General features: G+C 62.7%; 19 protein-coding genes. 8 read left to right on the forward strand and 11 right to left on the reverse strand.

Features of this window, described 5'->3' with window-relative positions; genetic code table 11:
- Positions 1-270 precede the first annotated feature (270 nt).
- The 6 genes from AC1D1B_RS19355 to AC1D1B_RS19380 all read left to right on the forward strand — a co-directional run bounded on the left by AC1D1B_RS19355 (position 271) and on the right by AC1D1B_RS19380 (position 6,446).
- On the forward strand, positions 271-2,316 hold the full coding sequence (locus AC1D1B_RS19355) for an SPFH domain-containing protein (RefSeq protein ID WP_477334061.1): 2,046 nt from the start codon (positions 271-273) through the stop codon (positions 2,314-2,316).
- Between the two features lie 262 nt (positions 2,317-2,578).
- Entirely contained in the window at positions 2,579-3,514 is a 936-nt protein-coding gene (locus tag AC1D1B_RS19360) for a LysR family transcriptional regulator (protein ID WP_477334062.1), read from the forward strand.
- A gap of 151 nt (positions 3,515-3,665) precedes the next feature.
- Positions 3,666-4,376 (forward strand): SDR family NAD(P)-dependent oxidoreductase, encoded by a 711-nt coding sequence (locus AC1D1B_RS19365; protein ID WP_477334063.1) that lies wholly within the window; start codon positions 3,666-3,668, stop codon positions 4,374-4,376.
- A gap of 13 nt (positions 4,377-4,389) precedes the next feature.
- On the forward strand, positions 4,390-4,626 hold the full coding sequence (locus AC1D1B_RS19370; RefSeq protein ID WP_181055541.1) for a tautomerase family protein: 237 nt from the start codon (positions 4,390-4,392) through the stop codon (positions 4,624-4,626).
- Between the two features lie 41 nt (positions 4,627-4,667).
- A complete protein-coding gene (locus AC1D1B_RS19375; RefSeq protein ID WP_477334064.1) occupies positions 4,668-4,823 on the forward strand; it encodes a hypothetical protein in 156 nt (51 codons plus the stop codon).
- A gap of 93 nt (positions 4,824-4,916) precedes the next feature.
- On the forward strand, positions 4,917-6,446 hold the full coding sequence (locus tag AC1D1B_RS19380) for an MDR family MFS transporter (protein ID WP_477334065.1): 1,530 nt from the start codon (positions 4,917-4,919) through the stop codon (positions 6,444-6,446).
- A 12-nt stretch (positions 6,447-6,458) separates the two neighbouring features.
- Here the strand turns inward: AC1D1B_RS19380 and AC1D1B_RS19385 are convergent, their stop codons facing one another.
- The 8 genes from AC1D1B_RS19385 to AC1D1B_RS19420 all read right to left on the reverse strand — a co-directional run bounded on the left by AC1D1B_RS19385 (position 6,459) and on the right by AC1D1B_RS19420 (position 13,765).
- Positions 6,459-6,926 (reverse strand): MaoC/PaaZ C-terminal domain-containing protein, encoded by a 468-nt coding sequence (locus AC1D1B_RS19385; protein WP_477334829.1) that lies wholly within the window; start codon positions 6,924-6,926, stop codon positions 6,459-6,461.
- Positions 6,923-7,999 carry a Gfo/Idh/MocA family protein gene (locus tag AC1D1B_RS19390; RefSeq protein ID WP_477334066.1) on the reverse strand — a complete coding sequence of 359 codons (1,077 nt, stop codon included), beginning with the start codon at positions 7,997-7,999 and terminating at the stop codon, positions 6,923-6,925. The genes AC1D1B_RS19385 and AC1D1B_RS19390 overlap by 4 nt, the downstream gene beginning before the upstream one ends.
- Entirely contained in the window at positions 7,992-8,321 is a 330-nt protein-coding gene (locus tag AC1D1B_RS19395; protein WP_477334067.1) for an L-rhamnose mutarotase, read from the reverse strand. The genes AC1D1B_RS19390 and AC1D1B_RS19395 overlap by 8 nt, the downstream gene beginning before the upstream one ends.
- Positions 8,322-8,332: 11 nt before the next feature.
- The gene (locus tag AC1D1B_RS19400) at positions 8,333-9,445 is read right to left on the reverse strand and encodes a mandelate racemase/muconate lactonizing enzyme family protein (protein ID WP_477334068.1); all 1,113 of its coding nucleotides are present in this window, start codon (positions 9,443-9,445) and stop codon (positions 8,333-8,335) included.
- A 3-nt stretch (positions 9,446-9,448) separates the two neighbouring features.
- Positions 9,449-10,546, reverse strand: coding sequence for an ABC transporter ATP-binding protein (locus AC1D1B_RS19405; protein ID WP_477334069.1), 1,098 nt, complete (start codon positions 10,544-10,546; stop codon positions 9,449-9,451).
- A gap of 1 nt (position 10,547) precedes the next feature.
- Positions 10,548-11,414: a carbohydrate ABC transporter permease gene (locus tag AC1D1B_RS19410; RefSeq protein ID WP_477334070.1), complete on the reverse strand. Its 867-nt coding sequence runs from the start codon at positions 11,412-11,414 to the stop codon at positions 10,548-10,550.
- A 2-nt stretch (positions 11,415-11,416) separates the two neighbouring features.
- Positions 11,417-12,313: a carbohydrate ABC transporter permease gene (locus AC1D1B_RS19415; protein WP_477334071.1), complete on the reverse strand. Its 897-nt coding sequence runs from the start codon at positions 12,311-12,313 to the stop codon at positions 11,417-11,419.
- A 132-nt stretch (positions 12,314-12,445) separates the two neighbouring features.
- Positions 12,446-13,765, reverse strand: coding sequence for an ABC transporter substrate-binding protein (locus tag AC1D1B_RS19420; RefSeq protein WP_477334072.1), 1,320 nt, complete (start codon positions 13,763-13,765; stop codon positions 12,446-12,448).
- 162 nt (positions 13,766-13,927) lie between these two features.
- Between AC1D1B_RS19420 and AC1D1B_RS19425 the strand changes: the two genes are divergently transcribed.
- The gene (locus tag AC1D1B_RS19425) at positions 13,928-14,716 is read left to right on the forward strand and encodes an IclR family transcriptional regulator (protein ID WP_477334073.1); all 789 of its coding nucleotides are present in this window, start codon (positions 13,928-13,930) and stop codon (positions 14,714-14,716) included.
- 67 nt (positions 14,717-14,783) lie between these two features.
- Positions 14,784-15,620 (forward strand): amidohydrolase family protein, encoded by an 837-nt coding sequence (locus tag AC1D1B_RS19430; RefSeq protein ID WP_477334074.1) that lies wholly within the window; start codon positions 14,784-14,786, stop codon positions 15,618-15,620.
- 40 nt (positions 15,621-15,660) lie between these two features.
- Here AC1D1B_RS19430 and AC1D1B_RS19435 read toward each other — a convergent pair whose 3' ends face one another.
- The 3 genes from AC1D1B_RS19435 to AC1D1B_RS19445 are packed head-to-tail and all read right to left on the reverse strand — an operon-like array spanning position 15,661 to position 18,532.
- Complete coding sequence (locus AC1D1B_RS19435; RefSeq protein ID WP_477334831.1) at positions 15,661-16,803, reverse strand: extracellular solute-binding protein; 1,143 nt, start codon at positions 16,801-16,803, stop codon at positions 15,661-15,663.
- 20 nt (positions 16,804-16,823) lie between these two features.
- Positions 16,824-17,984, reverse strand: a complete 1,161-nt coding sequence (locus AC1D1B_RS19440; protein WP_477334075.1) for a CaiB/BaiF CoA transferase family protein — start codon at positions 17,982-17,984, stop codon at positions 16,824-16,826.
- Positions 17,981-18,532: a MaoC family dehydratase gene (locus tag AC1D1B_RS19445; RefSeq protein ID WP_477334076.1), complete on the reverse strand. Its 552-nt coding sequence runs from the start codon at positions 18,530-18,532 to the stop codon at positions 17,981-17,983. The genes AC1D1B_RS19440 and AC1D1B_RS19445 overlap by 4 nt, the downstream gene beginning before the upstream one ends.
- Positions 18,533-18,604 lie beyond the last annotated feature (72 nt).

Raw genomic sequence — 18,604 nt, forward strand, 5'->3', positions numbered from 1 at the left:
CGGAATATCTTTAAACCTGTTGGCGCGATACCTACGTCATTTGTTGTAATGTCTGTCAAGGCAACACCGATGTGACATAGCTCACGACCACGCTTCCCCTTACTGGGGACTCGGGATGCGCGGTCATTTTCCCATACAAAGAGCAGCCCAAACGTTCGACACGCCCTTAGTGCGTCCAGCGTGTCGCTGCGCAATCTCCCCGCATCATCAATCAACACCAACCGGGTGGCCGGCGGGTGAACGAACCCGCGCGCCCATAGGAGACAACAGATGGAAGCCCTACAATATGTCGGCCCGATGCAATGGATGGCGATCGAGATAGCCGTGCTGGCCATCGTGCTGGCAATCCTGTTCAGGTGGAGCGGCGTGGTCCGCTACATCCCAAACGACAGGCTCGGCATCCTGGAAAAGCTATGGAGTTTTCGCGGCTCCATCAGCAATGGCTTCATTGCGCTCAACCGTGAGGCGGGCTACCAGCCGGAAGTCGTGCGCGGTGGCCTGCATTTCTTCATGCCGTTCCAATATTCGATGCATCGCGCCAATCTTGTCACCATCCCGCAGGGTCAGATCGGCTATGTCTTTGCCCGTGATGGCAAGCCGCTGCCTCCGACGCAGACACTTGCTTCCAACACCGACGCCGATGATTTCCAGGATGTGCGCGGCTTTCTCGAAAAAGGCGGACAGAAAGGACCGCAACGCAAGATCTTGCGTGAAGGCACCTATGCTATCAATCTCGCACAATTCATCGTGCTGACCGCCCAGTCGATCTACTCCGTCAATCTGAGTTCGTCGGAACAAAGCCTTTTTTCCAATATGTCCAGCATGATCTCGGAGCGGGGCGGCTTTGAGCCAGTCATCATCCACAATGCCGATGACATGATCGGTATCGTCACCATCCATGACGGTCCGGCCCTACCGGACGGCGAGATCATAGCACCGACCGTCGCCAACGATCCGAACGACCCGAACTTCCACAACAATTTTCAGGACCCGGAGAAGTTTCTCAATGCCGGTGGCTACCGTGGCCGGCAGCTTCAGGTGCTGGCCGACGGTAGCTATTTCCTCAATCGCATTTTCGCGACCATCGAACTGGTCGAGAAGACGATCATTGACGTTGGCACTGTGGGTGTCGTCGTCTCCTATAACGGCCGCCACGGCACGGACATATCCGGGCAGGCATACCGTCACGGCGAGCTGGTCGAAATCGGCGCACGCGGTGTCTGGTCAACGCCGCTGCTGCCAGGCAAGTATGCGTTCAACACCTATGCCGGCAATATCATCATCGTGCCGACCACCAACTTCGTGCTCAAATGGACGAAGGAGCAGTTTGGCGAACACAGGCTGGACGAGAACCTGTCTGAAGTGTCGTTGATCACCAAGGATGCGTTCGAACCTGTGCTGCCGCTCTCCGTCGTCGTGCATATCGACTATATGAAGGCGCCGCTCGTGGTGCAGCGTTTCGGTGACATCAAGCGCTTGGTCGAACAAACGCTCGATCCGATGGTTTCTGCTTACTTCAAGAATATCGCCCAGACGAAGACGCTGATCCAGCTTTTGCAGGAGCGTAGCGATATCCAGCGCAAGTCGGGCGAGGAGATGCGTGAAAAGTTCAATACCTACAGCCTCGAGCTACAGGAAGTGTTGATTGGCACGCCCCGTGCTGCCGATGGCCAGAACAGCATAGAGCAAATCCTGATCCAGCTGCGCGAGCGCCAGATCGCGGTCGAAAAGGTCGAGACTTATAAATTGCAAGAGAAGGCGGCCATTCAGGAACGCACGTTGCGTGAGAAGGAGGCGCTCGCCGAACAGCAAGCCAAGATCACGACGTCGGCTCTTACCATCGAGATCAGTGAGAACGAGGGCAAGGCGCAACTCGCCCGCACCCGCCAGGAGGCGGAAACCATTCAGGTCACTGCCAAGGCAGAGGCCGAGAAGGTGCGCCTCGGCGGTCAGGGCGAGGCAGACATGATCAAGGCTATCGCGCTTGCCGATGCCGAACGCATCAAGGCGACCGGTTTTGCGGAAGCCGAGAAGGTGCGCGCCCTCGGTCTGGCGGAGGCCGAGGCCACCGAGAAGAAGGTCGCGGCCTTCGGCGGCCCGGACTATCAGCTCAACTCGCAGGTTCTCATGCGCTTCGCCGAGGCGATCGAGAATGGCAGGATACCGCTCGTGCCGCAGATCCAGATCGGCGCTACCGGTGGCGAGAAGGGGGCTGCCAATGGCCTTGTCGAGATGATGCTTTCGATGCTCGTCGCCGACCGGGTTGGACCGCAAAACCTACCGGATGAGATCCCGGCACCCGTCGAGGAGGAATGATTGAGGGGGGCCACCGGCCCATTTTGCGCCCTGCCGAAACATACCGCGGCGAGGCGCAGGAGCCCACTCATGTCGGCCGATCCGTTCACCCGCATAGACAGGGGCATGCGAAAGCGTTCCCGCATCGGATGAAGCCGGGCGCGCGGCAGAAAACTTTCCCGATATCGGCACAATCGTCGGGGACGATGCGGCATGGATTGTTGCCACAACCGGATTTCTGGTTGAGAATCCGGCGGTAGTGTTGCGCATCTGGGAAGAATAGATGGACCGTATCGAAGCCATGCGGGTGTTCGTGGCGGCGCTGGACGAGGGCAGTCTGGCGGCCGCGGGGCGCAAGCTGAAACGCTCGCCGGCTGCGGTCAGCCGCGCCATTGCCTTTCTCGAGCAGCATGTCGGCGCCGAACTCCTGCACCGCACCACGCGCTCGATCAAGCTTAGCGAAGCGGGCGAGCGGTACGCCTCGGCCTGCCGGCGTGTCCTGATCGATCTCGAGGAAGCCGACATGTCCGTTGCCGGCGAGCGCGCCGCGCCGCGAGGAACGCTGACGATCAGCGCGCCGCCGATCAGCGGCGAGGAAATCCTGCGCCCGGTGATCGACGCCTATCTCGACGCCTATCCGGCAGTGTCGGTCAATCTGATCCTGATCGACCGCCACGCTAATCTCGTCGAAGAGGGGATCGATGTTGCCCTTCGCATCGCGCAACTACCGGATTCTTCCCTGGTCGCGGTGAGGGTCGGTGGTGACGTCAAGCGGGTTATCGTGGCGTCGCCGCGCTATCTCGCCGAGCATCCGCGCATCGTCGAGCCCGCGGATCTGACCAGGCATCGCATCGTGACGACCACGCATTTCGGTCACGACGCGTGGGTCTTTGCGCCGCCGCCGGGTGGCACCATCGCCCGGTCGGTCCACTTCAAGCCCCGGCTCGTGGTCAACAGCGTTCGCGCCGCCCTGGCGTCGGCCGTGGACGGCCATGGGGTCACGCGCCTCTACACCTACCATGTGGCCGAGCGGGTCCAGGACGGCTCGCTGAAGATCGTCCTGCGTGACGCGGAGCCCGCTGCTCTGCCGGTACACCTGCTCACGCCTCAGGGTCGTACGCTCGCGCCAAAGGTCCGTGCCTTCGTGGATTTCGCGGTGCCGCGCCTGCGCGCCGAGTTTGCAAGACTTTCGGCGCAGGCCGACGCCCTCAAGGACTGAGAGCACTCATTCTTCCGACTTGAGGAAGGATGCCTGCCGACTGGCAGCTATTCTACCGTTTCCTGATCGATCCGATATCCGTGGCCGGCCCGCTTCAACGGGTCGACGGCAGCAATTGGCCTGCCGGACCTCTTTCAAGACAGGACAGATCATGAGCAACGAACAGAAAGTCGCCGTCATCACCGGGGGATCGCAGGGTATCGGCGGCGCCCTGGTGAGGGCATACCGCGAACGCAACTTCAAGGTCGTCGCCACCTCGCGTTCGATCAAGCAAGGCAGTGACCAGGATATCCTCGCCATTGCCGGCGATATCGGCGATCCCGCAACGGCAGATCGCGTCGTCAAGGAAGCAATGGCGCGGTTCGGACGCATCGACACGCTGGTGAACAACGCCGGCATTTTCATCGCCAAGCCGTTCACCGACTACACCGCGGAGGATTTCGCCTCCAAGATCTCGACAAATCTGGCCGGCTTCTTCCATATGACCCAGGCAGTCGCCGCCCAGATGCTGAAGCAGGGTTCCGGCCACATCGTCAGCATCACCACGAGCCTGACCGATCATGCCGTGGCTGGCGTGCCGACCGTGCTGGCCAACCTGACCAAGGGCGGCCTTAACTCGGCCACCAAGGCGCTGGCCATCGAATATGCCGACAAGGGTGTGCGCGTGAACGCCGTGTCGCCCGGCATCATCAAGACCTCGATGCACGCTTCAGAAAACCATGAGTTCCTGGCGGCGCTGCATCCGGTCAAGCACATGGGCGAGCTGCGTGACGTCGTGGAAGCCGTACTCTACCTCGAAACCGCAGGGTTCGTGACAGGCGAAATCCTGCATGTCGATGGCGGCCAGAGCGCCGGTCATTAAAGGGGAGGTCGCCATGCCCATCGTCACCATTCAAGTCACGCGTGAGGGGTCTGCCCCTGGCCGGGATTCCGTCACCACCGAAGAGAAGGCCGCGCTCATCGCCGGGGTCAGCCAGTTGCTGCTCGACGTGCTCCACAAGCCGCTTGAGGCGACCTTTGTCGTTATCGAGGAGGTTGAGCTGGAAAACTGGGGCTGGGGCGGATTGCCGGTGCCTGAGTATCGAAGGCGCCGCGCCGCCGGCAACAGCTGACCGACCGGGCCGCCACATCGTGGCGGCCCTTCGTCATTGCGATGGCCGCGTGGGAGAGCCACAATCTGACGACGTTGGCGCTCGACCACATCGCCTTCATCGACAGCATCGTCGATCTGATCGCACGCGACCCTGCGGAACAGGTCGCGACGACCATCATCCACGACTGTAAGGTCCGCTGGGGTCCTTCCCGTTAACCGGACGGACTGCGTCCAGGCATGGCGTTATCGCCTATTTGACACCTCTCGGCTGTGGGCACATAAATCGCGCCCCAAGTTACGGAGACACCGATGACTGTCGAGCAGACGCTGCCGAATGCAGCGCCCGTGGAGGCCGAAGCCAGGCCCGATCTGACGACATTGATCGTCTATTTCGGCGCGCTGATCGCCATGTTCATGGCCACCATCGACATGCAGATCGTCGTCACCGCATTGCCCACCATCGCCGGTGAACTCGGCAATCTGCATCTGTTCGGCTGGGTGGGTGCTGCCTATCTGCTGTCGACCGCCGCAGTCTCGCCGTTCTATGGCAAGCTCGGCGATATGTATGGCCGCAAGAATGTGGTCCTGACGGCGATCGGCCTGTTTCTGCTGGGCTCGCTGGTCTGCGGCATGGCATGGTCGATGGAGAGCCTGATCGCTGCGCGCGTGCTCCAGGGTATCGGCGGCGGCGGCCTGATGGTCTCGGCCTTCGCCATGATCGGCGAGTTGTTCGGGCCGCGCGACCGCGCCAAATACCAGGGTTACAGTTCGGCGGTGTTCGCGCTGTCGTCGGTGCTCGGTCCGTTGGCCGGCGGCTATATTACCAGCCTGTTCGGCTGGCGCTGGGTGTTCCTGGTCAATTTGCCGATCGGCATCATCGTGCTGGCGGTGCTGGCCTTCGCCATGCGCAGCCGATTCAACGAAAAGCGGCATCGCATCGACTATCTCGGCGGTTTGTTGCTCGCCACCGGCACGACGGCCATCGTCTATTGGGGCTATCACGTGCTCGACCCCACCGGACCGGACCTCATCACCTTCGCGCTGCCGGTGCTCGCGTTGGTCGCCATCGCCCTGTTCATCATGGTCGAGCGCCGGGCGGAAGAGCCGATCGTGCCCTTGCGGCTGTTCGGCAATTCGACAGTCAGCATCGTCTCGGGCGTGTCGCTGGTCGCCGGAACGGTGACGCTGGGCATGTTCTTCTATTTCGCCCTCTACATGCAGACGCTGACGGGTCTGAGCCCGGCCGAAGTGGGTTTCCTGTTCCTGCCGGCGTCCCTGACGTCGATGGTCATCTCGATCGTCGCCGGCCGGGTGATTGCGGCGACCGGACGCTACAAATGGATGCCGGTGGTGGCGATGGGCATTGGCGGGTTCTTGATGCTGGGCTTTGTCCTCACCAACCAGCACACGCCGATCTGGGTGCTGGCGACGATGATGGCTGTGTTCGGGATCAGCATGGGGCTGCAATTCCAGGTGCTGATCGTGGCGATCCAGGCGGCAGCACCGCTGCAGGACATCGGCGCGGTAACGTCGCTGATCACCCAGGCGCGGACGCTCGGAGCGTCGCTCGGACTGGCGCTGAACGGCGCGGTGATGATCTGGGCGCTGAACCGGCAGACAGCCGAGCTTCCCACCGAGGCCGCCGCATTGCTGCCGCAGGGCCTGAACGGGTTGACCCCGCACCTCGCATCGAGCCTGCCGGGCGCGATCCGCGAAGTGGTGCTCGACCATTACTCCAGTGGGTTCAACGTGATGTTCATCTGGGTGGCGGCGCTTTATTTCGTCGCCATGGGGCTGACACTGCTGCTCGAGGATAAGGAGATCCCGAAGCGGGGCTGAGCGTGCGATTCGTCAGGCGCTGCCTTGTGCTGGCTTCTCGCGTCGTTCGACGATGTAGATGTGGTCGGCGGCCAGCACCACATCGCCATGCTGGTTGATCACTTCGCAGCGCTCGATGACCCGCCCCGAGCCCGGCCGTTTCGGGTCGTCTTCCCTGGCGGTGATGGTGGTGCGGGTCTTGATCGTGTCGCCGATAAAGACGGGCTTGATGAAGCGCAGCCGATCGTAGCCGTAGGAGAAGGCGACCGGGTTGACGACGCTTGCCGTCAGTCCGATGCCGACCGAGAACACCAGCGTGCCGTGCGCAATGCGCTGGCCGAACGGCGTCGTCTTCATGAACTCGGCGTCCATGTGGTGCGGGAAGAAATCGCCGGTGTGGCCGGCATGGACGATGAAGTCGGTCTCGGTGATGGTGCGGCCGCTGGTCAGCCGCGTCGAGCCGATCTCATAGTCCTCGAAATAGGTGGTCTGTTCCATCAGGGTCTTTCCGCGATCGGCGTTGCCGGCGCCGCGCTCGAGCGATAGGCCGCCTCGACCAGCGCCATGGTGTTCCAGGCGTCCTCGACGGAGCTTATCAGTTCGGCGTCCTCGCCGCTGGCATAGCGCTGGACATTGGCCATGCGGCCGACAAAGGCATCGGGAAACCACTCGCCGGCCAGCGGCACCGCGACCCAGTTCGTTCCGCCTTTGGGGTAGATCTCCAGGATATCCGGCTCGCCGGTGGGATAGTCGAGGTTGAGGCCGAGCTTGAGATAGGCAGCGCCCTCGGTGCCGCAGATGCGGAACTCGCAGGCCTGGTGGCGACGGCCGAATTTGTGGTCGTGGTTGATCGACAGCGCGCAGCGCACGGTGTCGCCATAGTCGAGGATGGCGCTGGTGCGCGTCTGCGCCACCTTGTGGTTGGGGTGGCCGAGCGTCTTGGCGTGCACGCCTTTGGGGTCGCCGAGCAACTGCCGGATCAGGTCGAGATAGTGGATCGAGTGCATGGCGATCTCGACGCGCGGCGCCTTGAGCAGGAACTCCCAAAGCTGCCACGGTGTGGCCAGCGCCAGCCATGCGTCGAAGTCGACGATTTCGCCGAGCCAGCCCTTGGCGATGGCATCCTTCAAGGACAGCATCATCGGTGCGAAGCGCAGTTGGAAATTGACTGCCGCCTTGAGGTTTTTGGCGCGGCAGATTTCGAGGATTTCGGTGGCTTCGCCGAGGTAGTTGCCCATCGGTTTCTGGATCAGTGCGACCGAACCGTCAGGCAGCGCGTTCAGGATTTCGGCGTGCCTTCCCGGCGGCGTGGCGAGATCGAAGATCGCGTCCTTGACATCAACAGCTTCGTCTACCGAGCTGAATGCCGTCACGCCCCATGTCTCGGCCAGGACCTGCGCCTTCGCCTGATCCGGATCATAGAGGCCGGCAATCGGAAACCCCGCCTTTCGGTAGGCCGGAAAATGCGCGTCACCGACAATCGATCCGGCACCGAAGGTGACGATCGGCCGAGGTTTTGTCGGTTTGGGCCAGGACTGGACGAGAGAGGCGGGATCGAAAACGCCATCAGTCATGGTGGAAGACTTCATCCATGGAAGCCCACCATTCGCCGTCCTTGCGCGTCGCCAGCGGCTGCTGGCACGGCATGCAGACGGCCCACCATTCCTGCGTCTTCGGGTCCGCAGCCATCTTCGCCATGTCGGCGACATAGTCGACGCCATGGTATTCAAAATACGAAAACAGCAGATTCTCCGGCCGCTTCAGATAGATCGAATAGTTCTTGATGTTGCAGGCCGAGATCATGGTCAGCACATCGGGCCAGACGGCGGCATGCAGGCGGACATACTCCTCGACTTTTTCCGGCTTGAGGCCGAGCACCATTCCCATCCTCTGCATGTGCCGGCTCCCTATTTCGCAATCACCGTGGTGAATTCGGCGATGCTCTTTGCCTTGACCGCGTCCCAGTCCCAGTCGATGCCGATGCCAGGCTCGTCAGGCGCCAGCGCCTCACCGTTTTCGATGCGCATCTTCTTGCCGGTCAGATCGTCCAGTTGGGGAATATACTCGACATAGCGGCCGTTCTGAACAGCGCAGGTCAGGCTGACATGCAGCTCCATCAGGAAATGCGGGCAGACCGGAATGTCGAAGGCTTCGGCCGCATGCGCCACTTTCAGCCAAGGCGTGATGCCGCCGATGCGGCCGACATCGGCCTGCACGATCGAGCAGCCGCCCTTTTGCATGTATTCGCGAAAATGCCGGATCGAATAGAGCGACTCGCCGACGGCGATCGGCGTCGACGTCGCATTGGACAGCCTGACATGGCCGTCGATGTCGTCGGCCGGTAGCGGCTCCTCGATCCAGGCGAGGTCGAGATCGCGTAGGCGATCGGCACGACGGATCGCTTCGTCGACGGAAAAACCCTGGTTGCAGTCGGTCATGATCTCGTAGCCGTCGCCGACCGCCTTGCGCACCGCAGAGAGCCGGGCCAGATCTTCCGAGCCATGCGGCTTGCCGATCTTGACCTTCGAGCCGCGAAAACCTTTGGCCTTGGCGGCCAGCGCATCGTCGACCAGCGCCTGCGTTTCGATGTGCAGCCAGCCGCCTTCGGTGGTGTAGAGCGGGCAGCGGTCCTTGGCGCCGCCGGCGAGCTTCCATAGCGGCAGGTTCTGTTTCTTTGCCCTGAGGTCCCAGAGTGCCGTGTCGATGGCAGCGATCGCGATCGCCGTGATGGCGCCGATCGTGGTGGCGTGGGTGGCGAATTCGAGGTCGTGCCAGATCGCTTCGATCTGGTCGGCATCGCGGCCGATCAGTCGCGGCGCCAGGTGATCTGACAGAAGCCGCATGACCGAGGAGCCGCCGGTGCCGATCGTGTAGCTGTAGCCGGTGCCGACCGCGCCGTCGGCATCGGTAATGGTGACGATCGGCGTTTCCTGGCTGACGAAGCTTTGGATCGCGTCGGTGCGCTTGACCTTGGGCACGAGGTCGACGATGCGCAATTCGACTTTTTCGATTTTCGCCATGGTCTAGCTCCGCAATGTCTTGCCGGTTGCGGCGGAAAACAGATGCGCCTGCGACAGATCGAGGCTCATCTTCACCCGGTCGCCGGCCTTGAGCGGCTTAGGGTTCAGCATGCGCGCCACCCAGTCGGTGCTGTTGAACTCAGCGAACACCAGCGTCTCGTTGCCAAGCGGCTCAGTCACGGTGACAGGCAGTTCGACCTGATGGACATCGGTGTCGGCGCCGGAGTTGAGGCCGTGGCCGGTCGGATAGATATCGTCGGGCCGCAGCCCAAACACGACCCTGTCACCGGCAGTGACGTTCGGCTTGAACTGGCTGGGCAAGGGCAGGCGCTCGCCGCTGGCAAATAGCAGCTCTCCGTTGTCGACCGTCGCCTCGTGCAGGTTCATCGGCGGTGAACCGATAAAGCCGGCGACGAAGCGGGTCGCCGGGCGGCGGAAGACTTCGTCGGGCGTGCCGACCTGTTCGATGAAACCGTCGCGCATGATGACGATGCGGTCGGCCAGCGTCATCGCCTCGACCTGGTCATGGGTGACGTAGATCACCGTCGACTGCACCTTGGCATGCAGCTTCTTGATCTCGGTGCGCATTTGCGTGCGCAACTTGGCGTCGAGATTGCTGAGCGGCTCGTCAAACAGGAAGACGTCGGGGTCACGCACGATGGCGCGACCCATGGCGACGCGCTGGCGCTGTCCGCCCGACAGTTGCGACGGGCGGCGATCGAGCAGCTGGTCGAGGCCGAGAATGCCGGATGCCTCGGCGACGCGGCGGTCCATTTCTTCTTTGGCGGCGCCGGCGATCTTGAGCGAGAAGCCAAGGTTCTCGCGCACAGTCATGTGCGGATAGAGCGCGTAGGACTGGAACACCATCGAGATGTTGCGCGAGCGCGGCGGCAGGTCGTTGACCTTGCGGCCGCCGATCTCGATCGTGCCGCCGCTGATGTCCTCGAGCCCGGCGATCATGCGCAAGGTGGTCGACTTGCCGCAGCCTGACGGGCCGACGAGAGCGATGAATTCGCGGTCGGCGACTTCGAGGTCGATGCCGTGCACGACCGCGACCGGGCCATAATTCTTGCTGAGTGTCTTCAGGGATACGGTTGCCATGTCAGCCTTTCACCGCGCCGGAGGTCAAGCCGCCGACAAGGTGTTTCTGGACGATAAAGGTAAGCGTGAGCGCCGGGATGACCATGACCACGGCCAGCGCGCACATGCCGCGCCAGTCGATGGTGAATTCGGAGGTGTAGTCGAGCAGGCCAACCGGCAGTGTCTTGGAGTTGATCGAACGCGTCAGCTGCGAGGCCAGCGCGAACTCGTTCCACGAGGTGAGGAAGGCGAAGATGCCGGCTGAGGCGATGCCGGGTCCAGCCAGCGGAAACTCGACCTGCCAGAAGGCCTGCCAGCGCGTGCAGCCATCGATCTGCGCTGCCTCGGCGAGATCCTTCGGCACCTGGCGGAAGAAGCCGTCGATCAGCCAGACGGTGAACGGCACGTTGAGCGCGACATAGACCAGGATCAGTCCAAAGTGCGTGTCGATGATGCCGAGCCGCGCATAGACGAAAAACAGCGGTAGCGACAGTGCGATGCCGGGCACGGTGCGGGTCAGCATCAGGCCGAGGAACATCGCCGATTTGGCGCGGAAGCGGTAGCGCGCGAAGGCGTAGCCGCCGGCCATGCCGATGACGATGGCGATGACGGTGGAGGTCACCGAGATGATCAGCGAATTGCGGAAATAGTCGAGCACCGGAATGCCGCCCTTGCCGATGCCGCTGAACATGGCGACGTAGGCGTCGAGCGACAGCTCCTGCGGGATCCACACCGGCGGCTTGGCCATGATCTCGACGGTTGGCCGCAGCGACGACAGCACGATCCAGATGCCGGGCAGGCAGATCACCAGCATGGCCAGGAACAGGCCGACACCGTGCGCGATGCCGAGCGCCTGGCGGCGGACGCGATGGATGCTGTTCTGGTCCATCCTCACCACTCCGCCGCGATCTGCGTGCGCGCCGCGGCGAGCTTGCGGTAGAAATAGACGGTGAAGCCGATCGAGAGCAGGATCGAGAAATAGGCCATGGCGTTGGCAAGGCCCATCTTGGCGTCGCTGTAGGCGGTGCGGGCAACCAGCGTCCAGACCAGTTCCGTGCGGCCGGCCGGGCCGCCATCGGTCATGATCTTGACGATGTCATAGGCGCGCGCGACGTCGAGCGAGCGGATGGTCATGGCGATGAAGGCGAACGGCATGATGAACGGCCAGGTGACATAGCGAAATGTCTGCCACGGCGTGCAGCCGTCGACGCGCGCCGCCTCGACCGGTTCGCGCGGCATGGCGAGCAGGCCGGCCAGGATCAGGATCGCGAACACCGAGGTCGACGACCAGATCTCGGCGGTCAGGATGGCGATGAAGGCGAGGTTGCCGTCGATCAGCCAGGGAATGGCGCGGTCGGTCAGGCCAAGCGCCTGCAGTGCGTTGTTCACCAGGCCGATATTGTCGTTGAACATGAATTTGAACTGGAAGCCGACCAGGATCGGCGAGAACATCATCGGGAACATCATGATGGTGCGCAGCAGGCGCTGTCCGCGCGATGCCTTCTCGACCAGCAGCGCCAGCCCGAGCCCGATCAACATTTCCAGGTTGAGCGCCACCGTCAGCAGCACCACGGTGCGGGCGAAGGCGATCCAGAAATCGCGGCTGGTGAAAATGTTGATGTAGTTGCGGGCGCCGATGAAAACCCAGAACGTCTCCGGCCGCGTCAGCCGGAACGGCGTGAAGCTGGAATAGAGCGACAGCAGCAACGGCACCACCACCACCGCCGCCAGCACAATGACAGCGGGCAGCAGAAGCAGGAACGGTGGTGAGGGTTTCCAGCCTTTCATGTCGATCCGGTTCTGGTTGGTGCCTCGATGCCGCAAGCCGCTATCGGCGAGGGGACATCAGAGAGTGCATCTTGCTGTTGGAAAAAATTTGGGGCGCGGTGCTTTCGCAAATGCCGCGCCCCAGGGAGGATATCAGAGCTTGCCGGCGTCCTCGAGGATCTGGGTGGCCTTGGCGGCCGCGTCGTCCAGCGCCTGCTTGGAGGTCTTGTCGCCGAGGATGGCGGCCTGCAGCTCAGGATAGACGGCGTTCGAAATCTCGATCCACTCCGGCGTCTGCGGCACCGGGAAAGCGTTCTTGGCGGCTTCCTGGAAGGCCTGCAGAACTTCGGTCTTGTAAGGATCGGACTTCGCCTGCTCGATGTCCCATTCCCACACCTTGGTGCGGGTGGGCAGCGGGCCGGCCGCGGCTTCCAGCTTCTGGCTGTCCTCATTGGTCAGGAACCAGACCAGCGACGCGGCGGCTTCCTTGTTGGCGCAGTTCTCGGTCACCGAGAAGCCATGCGCGCCGGACCAGCCGGAGCGCTTGCCGGACGAGCCCTTGGGCTGGACCTTGACGCCGACATTGCCGGCGACCTTGGACGACTTCGGGTCATTGAAGAAGCCGGCCCAACCCGGCCAGTCGAGATTGATGGCGACGGTGCCGGAGGCAAAGCCCTGGCCGAGATCGTCCCAGAGATAGTTGGTGGTGCCGGCCGGCACGGCCTTGGCCTTGTAGAGATTGACGAACCAGTCGAGCGCATGCACGCCGGCTTCCGAGTTGAAGGCAGGCTTGCCGTCCTTGTCGAGATATTCGCCGCCATCGGCGATCACCATCTCGTAGAAGCGGCCGTTGATCGCCTCTTCCTTGCCGGCAAACTGGGTGCCGTAGAAATCCGGCGGGCTGGCGAAGAATTCAGCCTGCTGCGCCATCTCGTCGAACGTGTCCGGCGGTGCGAGCTCCTCGCCGTATTTGTCCTTGTAGGCCTTCTTCTTGGCTTCGTCCTGATAGAGGCTCTTCTGGTAGTAGAGCGCCGAGACGTCGAACTGCGCGCGCGGCAGCATCACCAGCTTGCCGTCCAGCGTGCCGGCGGCGATGTTGGCCGGCACGAAGGCGTCGATCTCCTCCTTTGGCAAGAGCTTGGCAAGATCGGTATAGATGCCCGGATATTGCGGCGCGAACGACGTGTGGTTCGAGCCGACGCACCAGTTGATGCTGCCAGACGCGATGTCCGATTTGATTTCCTTGTCGAGCTCGAAGTGGTTCTTCTTCGAGATGACGTTGACCTTGGCGCCGGTAAGCTTTTCCCATTCGCCGATGCGTGCATAGAGGCCTTCATATTGCTGGCCGCCGATCAGCTTGGCGTCGATGGTGACGCCGTCGAATTTCCCCGGCAGGTTACCGGCAAAGGCGACGCTGGCAGACAAAGCAAGCAATGTCACGCCGGCCGACAGGCCGGAAAACAGTCTGTTCATTTGGTTTCCTCCCAAAGAGCCTGCGTCGAACCCGTCCTGGGACTCGATTGACAGCCTTCATTCATATACAAACAAAACATTTATAGCCGCGTCAAGCCGAAAGTTCTTTCGGATGACGGTAGGTATGCGTATATGAAGTCTGAAATTCACTGGAGAGTGAGCATGGCCGAAGACGATGACGACGACCGCTATCGCGCCCCGGCACTGGACAAGGGGCTCGACATTCTCGAGTTGCTCGCTGGCGTCGACGGCGGCCTGACACAAGCGGAAATCGCCAAGAAGCTCGACCGCAGCCCCAACGAATTCTACCGCATGCTCGACCGCCTGGTGCGGCGCGGCTACGTAACGCGCCCCGACGGCGATCGCTACTCGCTGACGCTGAAGCTGTTCGGCCTGGCGCAGCTGCACGCGCCGGTGCGGCGGCTGGGGTCTTACGCGACGCCGCTGATGCGCGAGCTGGCCGAGACCTCGCAGCAGGCCAACCAGCTTGTCGTCTTCGACCGCGGTTCGGCGGTGGTAATCGCGCAGCAGGAGGCTCCAGACTATTGGGGTATCTCGATCCGCGTGGGCTCGCATATCAGCCTGTTCGACACCGGCTCCGGCCATGTGCTGCTCGCCTTCCGCTCGGACGAAGAGCGGCAGATGATGATTGCCGAGCATATGCGCAGCACCGACAAGCCGGCGCAGTCGCCGGAGTTCTTCGCCCGCCTCGACCAGATTCGAGACCGCGGCTACGAAATGATGGCGTCGTTGCAGACGGCGGGTGTGTTCAATCTTTCGGCGCCGGTGCTGGGTTCGGACGGAAAGGCGATCGCAGCGCTTTCGGTGCCTTATATCACGCTGGTCAATTCGCCCCAGGCGCCCGACATCACCAAGACCATCGCGCTGTTGCAGGCGGCCGCTGAAAAGCTGTCGCAGCTGGCCGGGTCAGGGTTCAAGCCATCGAAGTGAATTCTTATTTGAATGAATGATTTCTCCGTGAGATGATCCGAGATCACCCAGTGAAGAAAGCGCCATCATGATCATCGATACCCATCTGCACCTGATCGATCTGTCGGCGCTGCGCTATCCGTGGCTCGGCGGCGTGCCGGCGCTCAACCGCGATTTCCCGCATGCCGAATATGCGACCCAGGCCCGCCGTGCCGGCATCGAGGCTGCCCTGCATATGGAAGTCGATGTCGATCAAGCCGACATTCAGGCCGAGACCAGCCATGTGAAGGCGCAGTCGCTGGAGCAGGGCAGTCTGTTGCGCGGTGCGATTGCCGCGTGCCGCCCGGAGGAGGCCGGGTTCGCCGCCGATCTCGAGCGCCAGCAGACCGATCCCTTCGTCAAAGGGTTTCGCCGCGTGCTGCACGTCATGCCGGACGAGCTTTCGGAAAGCACGCTGTTTCGCGAAAACATCAAGCGACTTGCCGGCACCGGCCTGACCTTCGATCTCGTCGTCCTGCCGCATCAGATTCCGCGCGCGATTGCGCTCGCCGATCTGGCGCCCGACGTGCAGTTCGTGCTCGACCATTGCGGCGTGCCCGACATCAAGGGCAATGCCGAGCACCCATGGCGCGAACACATGGCCGAGATCGCGCGGCGGCCCAATGTCATTGGCAAAATCTCCGGCGTGGTCGCCTATGCGGATGCCGGCTCATGGACCGTCGGGACACTGCGCCCCTATGTCGAACACACGATCGGCTCGTTCGGCTGGGACCGCGTCGTGTGGGGCAGCGACTGGCCGGTGTGCACATTTGGCGGCGGCCTTGCGACCTGGGTGGCGGCGACGCATGCTCTGATCGCGGGCGCCAGTCCCGACGAGCGGGCGAAGCTGCTTTCGGGCAATGCGAAGCGTATGTGGAATCTGTAGCAGCGCTCGCCCGGTGACGCGCGCGTCTCTGCCTCCGAATTCAGGCTCCTCCACCGGCAACGCCGGCCACCTGCGCCGGAATGCTCTCCCGGAACAGGCGATTGAGATCGGCAACGACCTGGTCGGGCCGATGCCGGGAATTCAGGCCGGCGATGATGCGGTCGGATGCTGCTTGCTGGAACGCCATGTAGCCGTCATGGCGCGGCCGCACCCATGCGCCTTCCAGCGTCGCGCGTGTGTCTCGGTAGAAATTGCTCGTCGCCTCATTGACCGTCTGGTCTTCCCAGGCGGCGGCATGGCCTGGCTGTCCACCGGCGGCGGCATAGGGACCGCGCTGGACGTCGCCGCTGGCGACCCAATAGGCGAAGTCGATGGCAGCATCCTTGGCCTTTGAGAAGGCCGATACGGCTATGCCGGTGCCGCCAAGCGCCGACCCAACCGGACCAGTGGAGCCGATCACCGGGATATCGGCAAACGCCAGGCGGTGCGCGCGAAACCCTGATAGCGCATAGGAGACATAACCATAGATCAGCGGGGCGCAGACGATGCGGGAGTTGGCCTCGGCCATGCGTTCCGAGACGGCAATCGGATCCATCTCGAAACAGGCGGGATCGATCAGCGTGGCGATCTCGCGCATTGCCTCGAAGACTTCGCGGCCGGTCTCGGTAGCGATGAGATCGCGGGACGGATCGGTGGCGCAGGGATGCCCGAGATTGCCGGCCAGCGTGTAGAACACCATCAGCGCATGCGGCGGCCGCAACGGCAACAACACGCGGCCTTGCCGGGCAAGGTCGAGCACCTCGCTCCAGCGCGCTGGGGCGTTGAGCGCATCCGGCCGCCAGGCCTGCACCTGCGTCGCCGCATCGATCGGGAACGCCCATTGCCGGCCCTGCCAGGTATAGCTCGGATAGGATTCTCCGACGCTGTCCGAGGCAAGCGCCGCGCGCTCGGTCTCGCGGCCGGCGACATCGAGCGGCGCGAGGCAGCGTTCCGCCGTGATCTGGCCGACATGCGGATGGTCGATGACGATGAGGTCGTAGGCGAGTGCCAGTTCCTCGACCGGGAAGGATTCGAAATCCTGCAGCGAGCGCTTGTCCCAGTCTACGGCGACGCCGGTCTTCTCTTTCCACAGCGCCGAACAGGCGACCATCGGGTCGTAGCCACGCGGATGGCTCCAAGTCATGCCCTTGAGCGTCACCTCGCTCACAGGCCGAACTCCGCGCGTATCGCAGCACTGTGCTCGCCGATGCGCGGTGCTGCTCGGTCAACCTTGGCTCTGACGCCGTCGACCCGGAGCGGCGAACTGGTGGTGAGGATCGAGACGTCGTCCTCGCGCGTCACCGTCTGCAACATGTCGAGCGACTGGAAGCCGTCGCTGGCCAGCATCTCCGGCCAGGTCAGCACCTTGGCGCACCAGATGTCGGCTGGCTCCAGAATGGCGAGCCATTCGTCGATGGTTTTCGTTGCGATCCGTTGTGCGATGATCGCCTTGATGTCGTCGCGCGCGGTGAACCAGGACGCCGGTTTGTCGCGGTAGGGCGCCAGTTCATTGAGCGACAAGAGATCGGCGAGTTTCGGAATTGGCGTCATGGCGATGGCGAGGTAGCCATCCTTGGCCGGATAGACGCCGTAGGGCGCCGAGAGATAGGCATGCGCGCTGCGGAAACTGGAACGGCGCGGCAAACGGCGGCCATCGTTGAGGTGGGTGGTCAGCACCTCGAACTGGAAGTCGACCAGCGCTTCGAGCAGGCTGGTTTCGATATGGCTGCCCTGGCCGGTGATGCCGCGCCGCACCAATGCCGCGAGAATACCTTGCGCGCAGGCGGCGCCCGCCAGCATGTCGCCGATGGCAAGGCCGAACGGCACCGGCCCCTGGTCCTCGTCGCCGTTCAGCCACATCACGCCGGAGCGCGACTGCGCCAGCAGGTCCTGGCCGGGCCGCTTGACCCACGGGCCTTCCTCGCCATAGCCGCTGATCGAGGCATAGACCAGCCGCGGGTTGATCTTGCGCACGGCCTCATAGTCGAAGCCGAGCCGCTCGATGACGCCGGGCCGGAAATTCTGGATCAGCACATCGGCCTTGGCCAGCAGCCCGCGCAACGCCTTAAGGTCGGCCTCGTTCTTCAAGTCGATCGCAAAACTTTCCTTGGCGCGGTTGATGGCGTGGAAGATGGTGGAATCGCCGCCGATCTCGGTGTCGCTGAGATAGAGCCGGCGCGACAGGTCGCCACCATCCGGGCGCTCGATCTTGATGACGCGGGCGCCGAGATCGAGCAGCCGGAGCGAGCAATAAGGCCCTGACAGGAACTGGCTCATGTCGACGACGGTCAGACCGGCAAGCGGCAATTCGGCTGCCATCGTCATTTCTCCGTCTTGCCGACGAAGTCGCCGGGGTTGCGGTACTTCACCGTCTGCAGGTGTTCGCAATAGAGGACGAGCTCGCCTTCGCCCTTGAACACTTCGTAGCTGGCGCGGATCAGTCCCATTTCCTTGTAACGCGGCGTCTTGTCGAGGTTGGAGCGGATGGAATAGATCGTGTCACCAATGAAGACAGGCTTTATGAAACGCAGCTTGTCGTAGCCATAGGAAAAGGCGTTGACGCAGTTGGTGGCGACAAGGCCGAGACCGGCCGAAAAGACGAAGGCGCCGGCGATCAGCCGCTTGCCAAAAATGCCTTCTGCCTCGGCAAACATCTGGTCCTGCACGTAAGGGTGGATGTCGAGCACCAGCGCGTTGAACAGATGGCTGTCGCCCTCGGCCATCGTGCGGCGCAACGAGCGGATTTTCTGGCCGACCGGCCAGTCCTCATAGAACCAGTTCTCGGCATTCCAGACCGGGAGTTCGGCGTGATCCCTGGGCATGTTGGCCGGGTGCGTCGATGCCACGCCAACGGTCGGCGCAAACCCCGTCATGACGTGATCCTCAGGGCGAACGGGACATCCGTCCCGGCGCGCCGCGAACCCACTGGCTGCATGATCGATCCT

This window comes from Mesorhizobium sp. P2_C5_2, assembly GCF_056404535.1.

Excerpts from the sequence above, each read along its gene's own strand:
- AC1D1B_RS19365 (WP_477334063.1), top strand. The coding sequence starts at position 3,666 with ATGAGCAACGAACAGAAAGTCGCCGTCATCACCGGGGGATCGCAGGGT.
- AC1D1B_RS19360 (WP_477334062.1), top strand. The coding sequence starts at position 2,579 with ATGGACCGTATCGAAGCCATGCGGGTGTTCGTGGCGGCGCTGGACGAG.
- AC1D1B_RS19405 (WP_477334069.1), bottom strand. The coding sequence starts at position 10,546 with ATGGCAACCGTATCCCTGAAGACACTCAGCAAGAATTATGGCCCGGTC.
- AC1D1B_RS19435 (WP_477334831.1), bottom strand. The coding sequence starts at position 16,803 with ATGACTTGGAGCCATCCGCGTGGCTACGACCCGATGGTCGCCTGTTCG.
- AC1D1B_RS19390 (WP_477334066.1), bottom strand. The coding sequence starts at position 7,999 with ATGACTGATGGCGTTTTCGATCCCGCCTCTCTCGTCCAGTCCTGGCCC.
- AC1D1B_RS19425 (WP_477334073.1), top strand. The coding sequence starts at position 13,928 with ATGGCCGAAGACGATGACGACGACCGCTATCGCGCCCCGGCACTGGAC.
- AC1D1B_RS19375 (WP_477334064.1), top strand. The coding sequence starts at position 4,668 with ATGGCCGCGTGGGAGAGCCACAATCTGACGACGTTGGCGCTCGACCAC.
- AC1D1B_RS19380 (WP_477334065.1), top strand. The coding sequence starts at position 4,917 with ATGACTGTCGAGCAGACGCTGCCGAATGCAGCGCCCGTGGAGGCCGAA.
- AC1D1B_RS19395 (WP_477334067.1), bottom strand. The coding sequence starts at position 8,321 with ATGCAGAGGATGGGAATGGTGCTCGGCCTCAAGCCGGAAAAAGTCGAG.
- AC1D1B_RS19355 (WP_477334061.1), top strand. The coding sequence starts at position 271 with ATGGAAGCCCTACAATATGTCGGCCCGATGCAATGGATGGCGATCGAG.
- AC1D1B_RS19410 (WP_477334070.1), bottom strand. The coding sequence starts at position 11,414 with ATGGACCAGAACAGCATCCATCGCGTCCGCCGCCAGGCGCTCGGCATC.
- AC1D1B_RS19370 (WP_181055541.1), top strand. The coding sequence starts at position 4,390 with ATGCCCATCGTCACCATTCAAGTCACGCGTGAGGGGTCTGCCCCTGGC.
- AC1D1B_RS19415 (WP_477334071.1), bottom strand. The coding sequence starts at position 12,313 with ATGAAAGGCTGGAAACCCTCACCACCGTTCCTGCTTCTGCTGCCCGCT.
- AC1D1B_RS19445 (WP_477334076.1), bottom strand. The coding sequence starts at position 18,532 with ATGACGGGGTTTGCGCCGACCGTTGGCGTGGCATCGACGCACCCGGCC.
- AC1D1B_RS19440 (WP_477334075.1), bottom strand. The coding sequence starts at position 17,984 with ATGACGATGGCAGCCGAATTGCCGCTTGCCGGTCTGACCGTCGTCGAC.
- AC1D1B_RS19420 (WP_477334072.1), bottom strand. The coding sequence starts at position 13,765 with ATGAACAGACTGTTTTCCGGCCTGTCGGCCGGCGTGACATTGCTTGCT.
- AC1D1B_RS19430 (WP_477334074.1), top strand. The coding sequence starts at position 14,784 with ATGATCATCGATACCCATCTGCACCTGATCGATCTGTCGGCGCTGCGC.
- AC1D1B_RS19400 (WP_477334068.1), bottom strand. The coding sequence starts at position 9,445 with ATGGCGAAAATCGAAAAAGTCGAATTGCGCATCGTCGACCTCGTGCCC.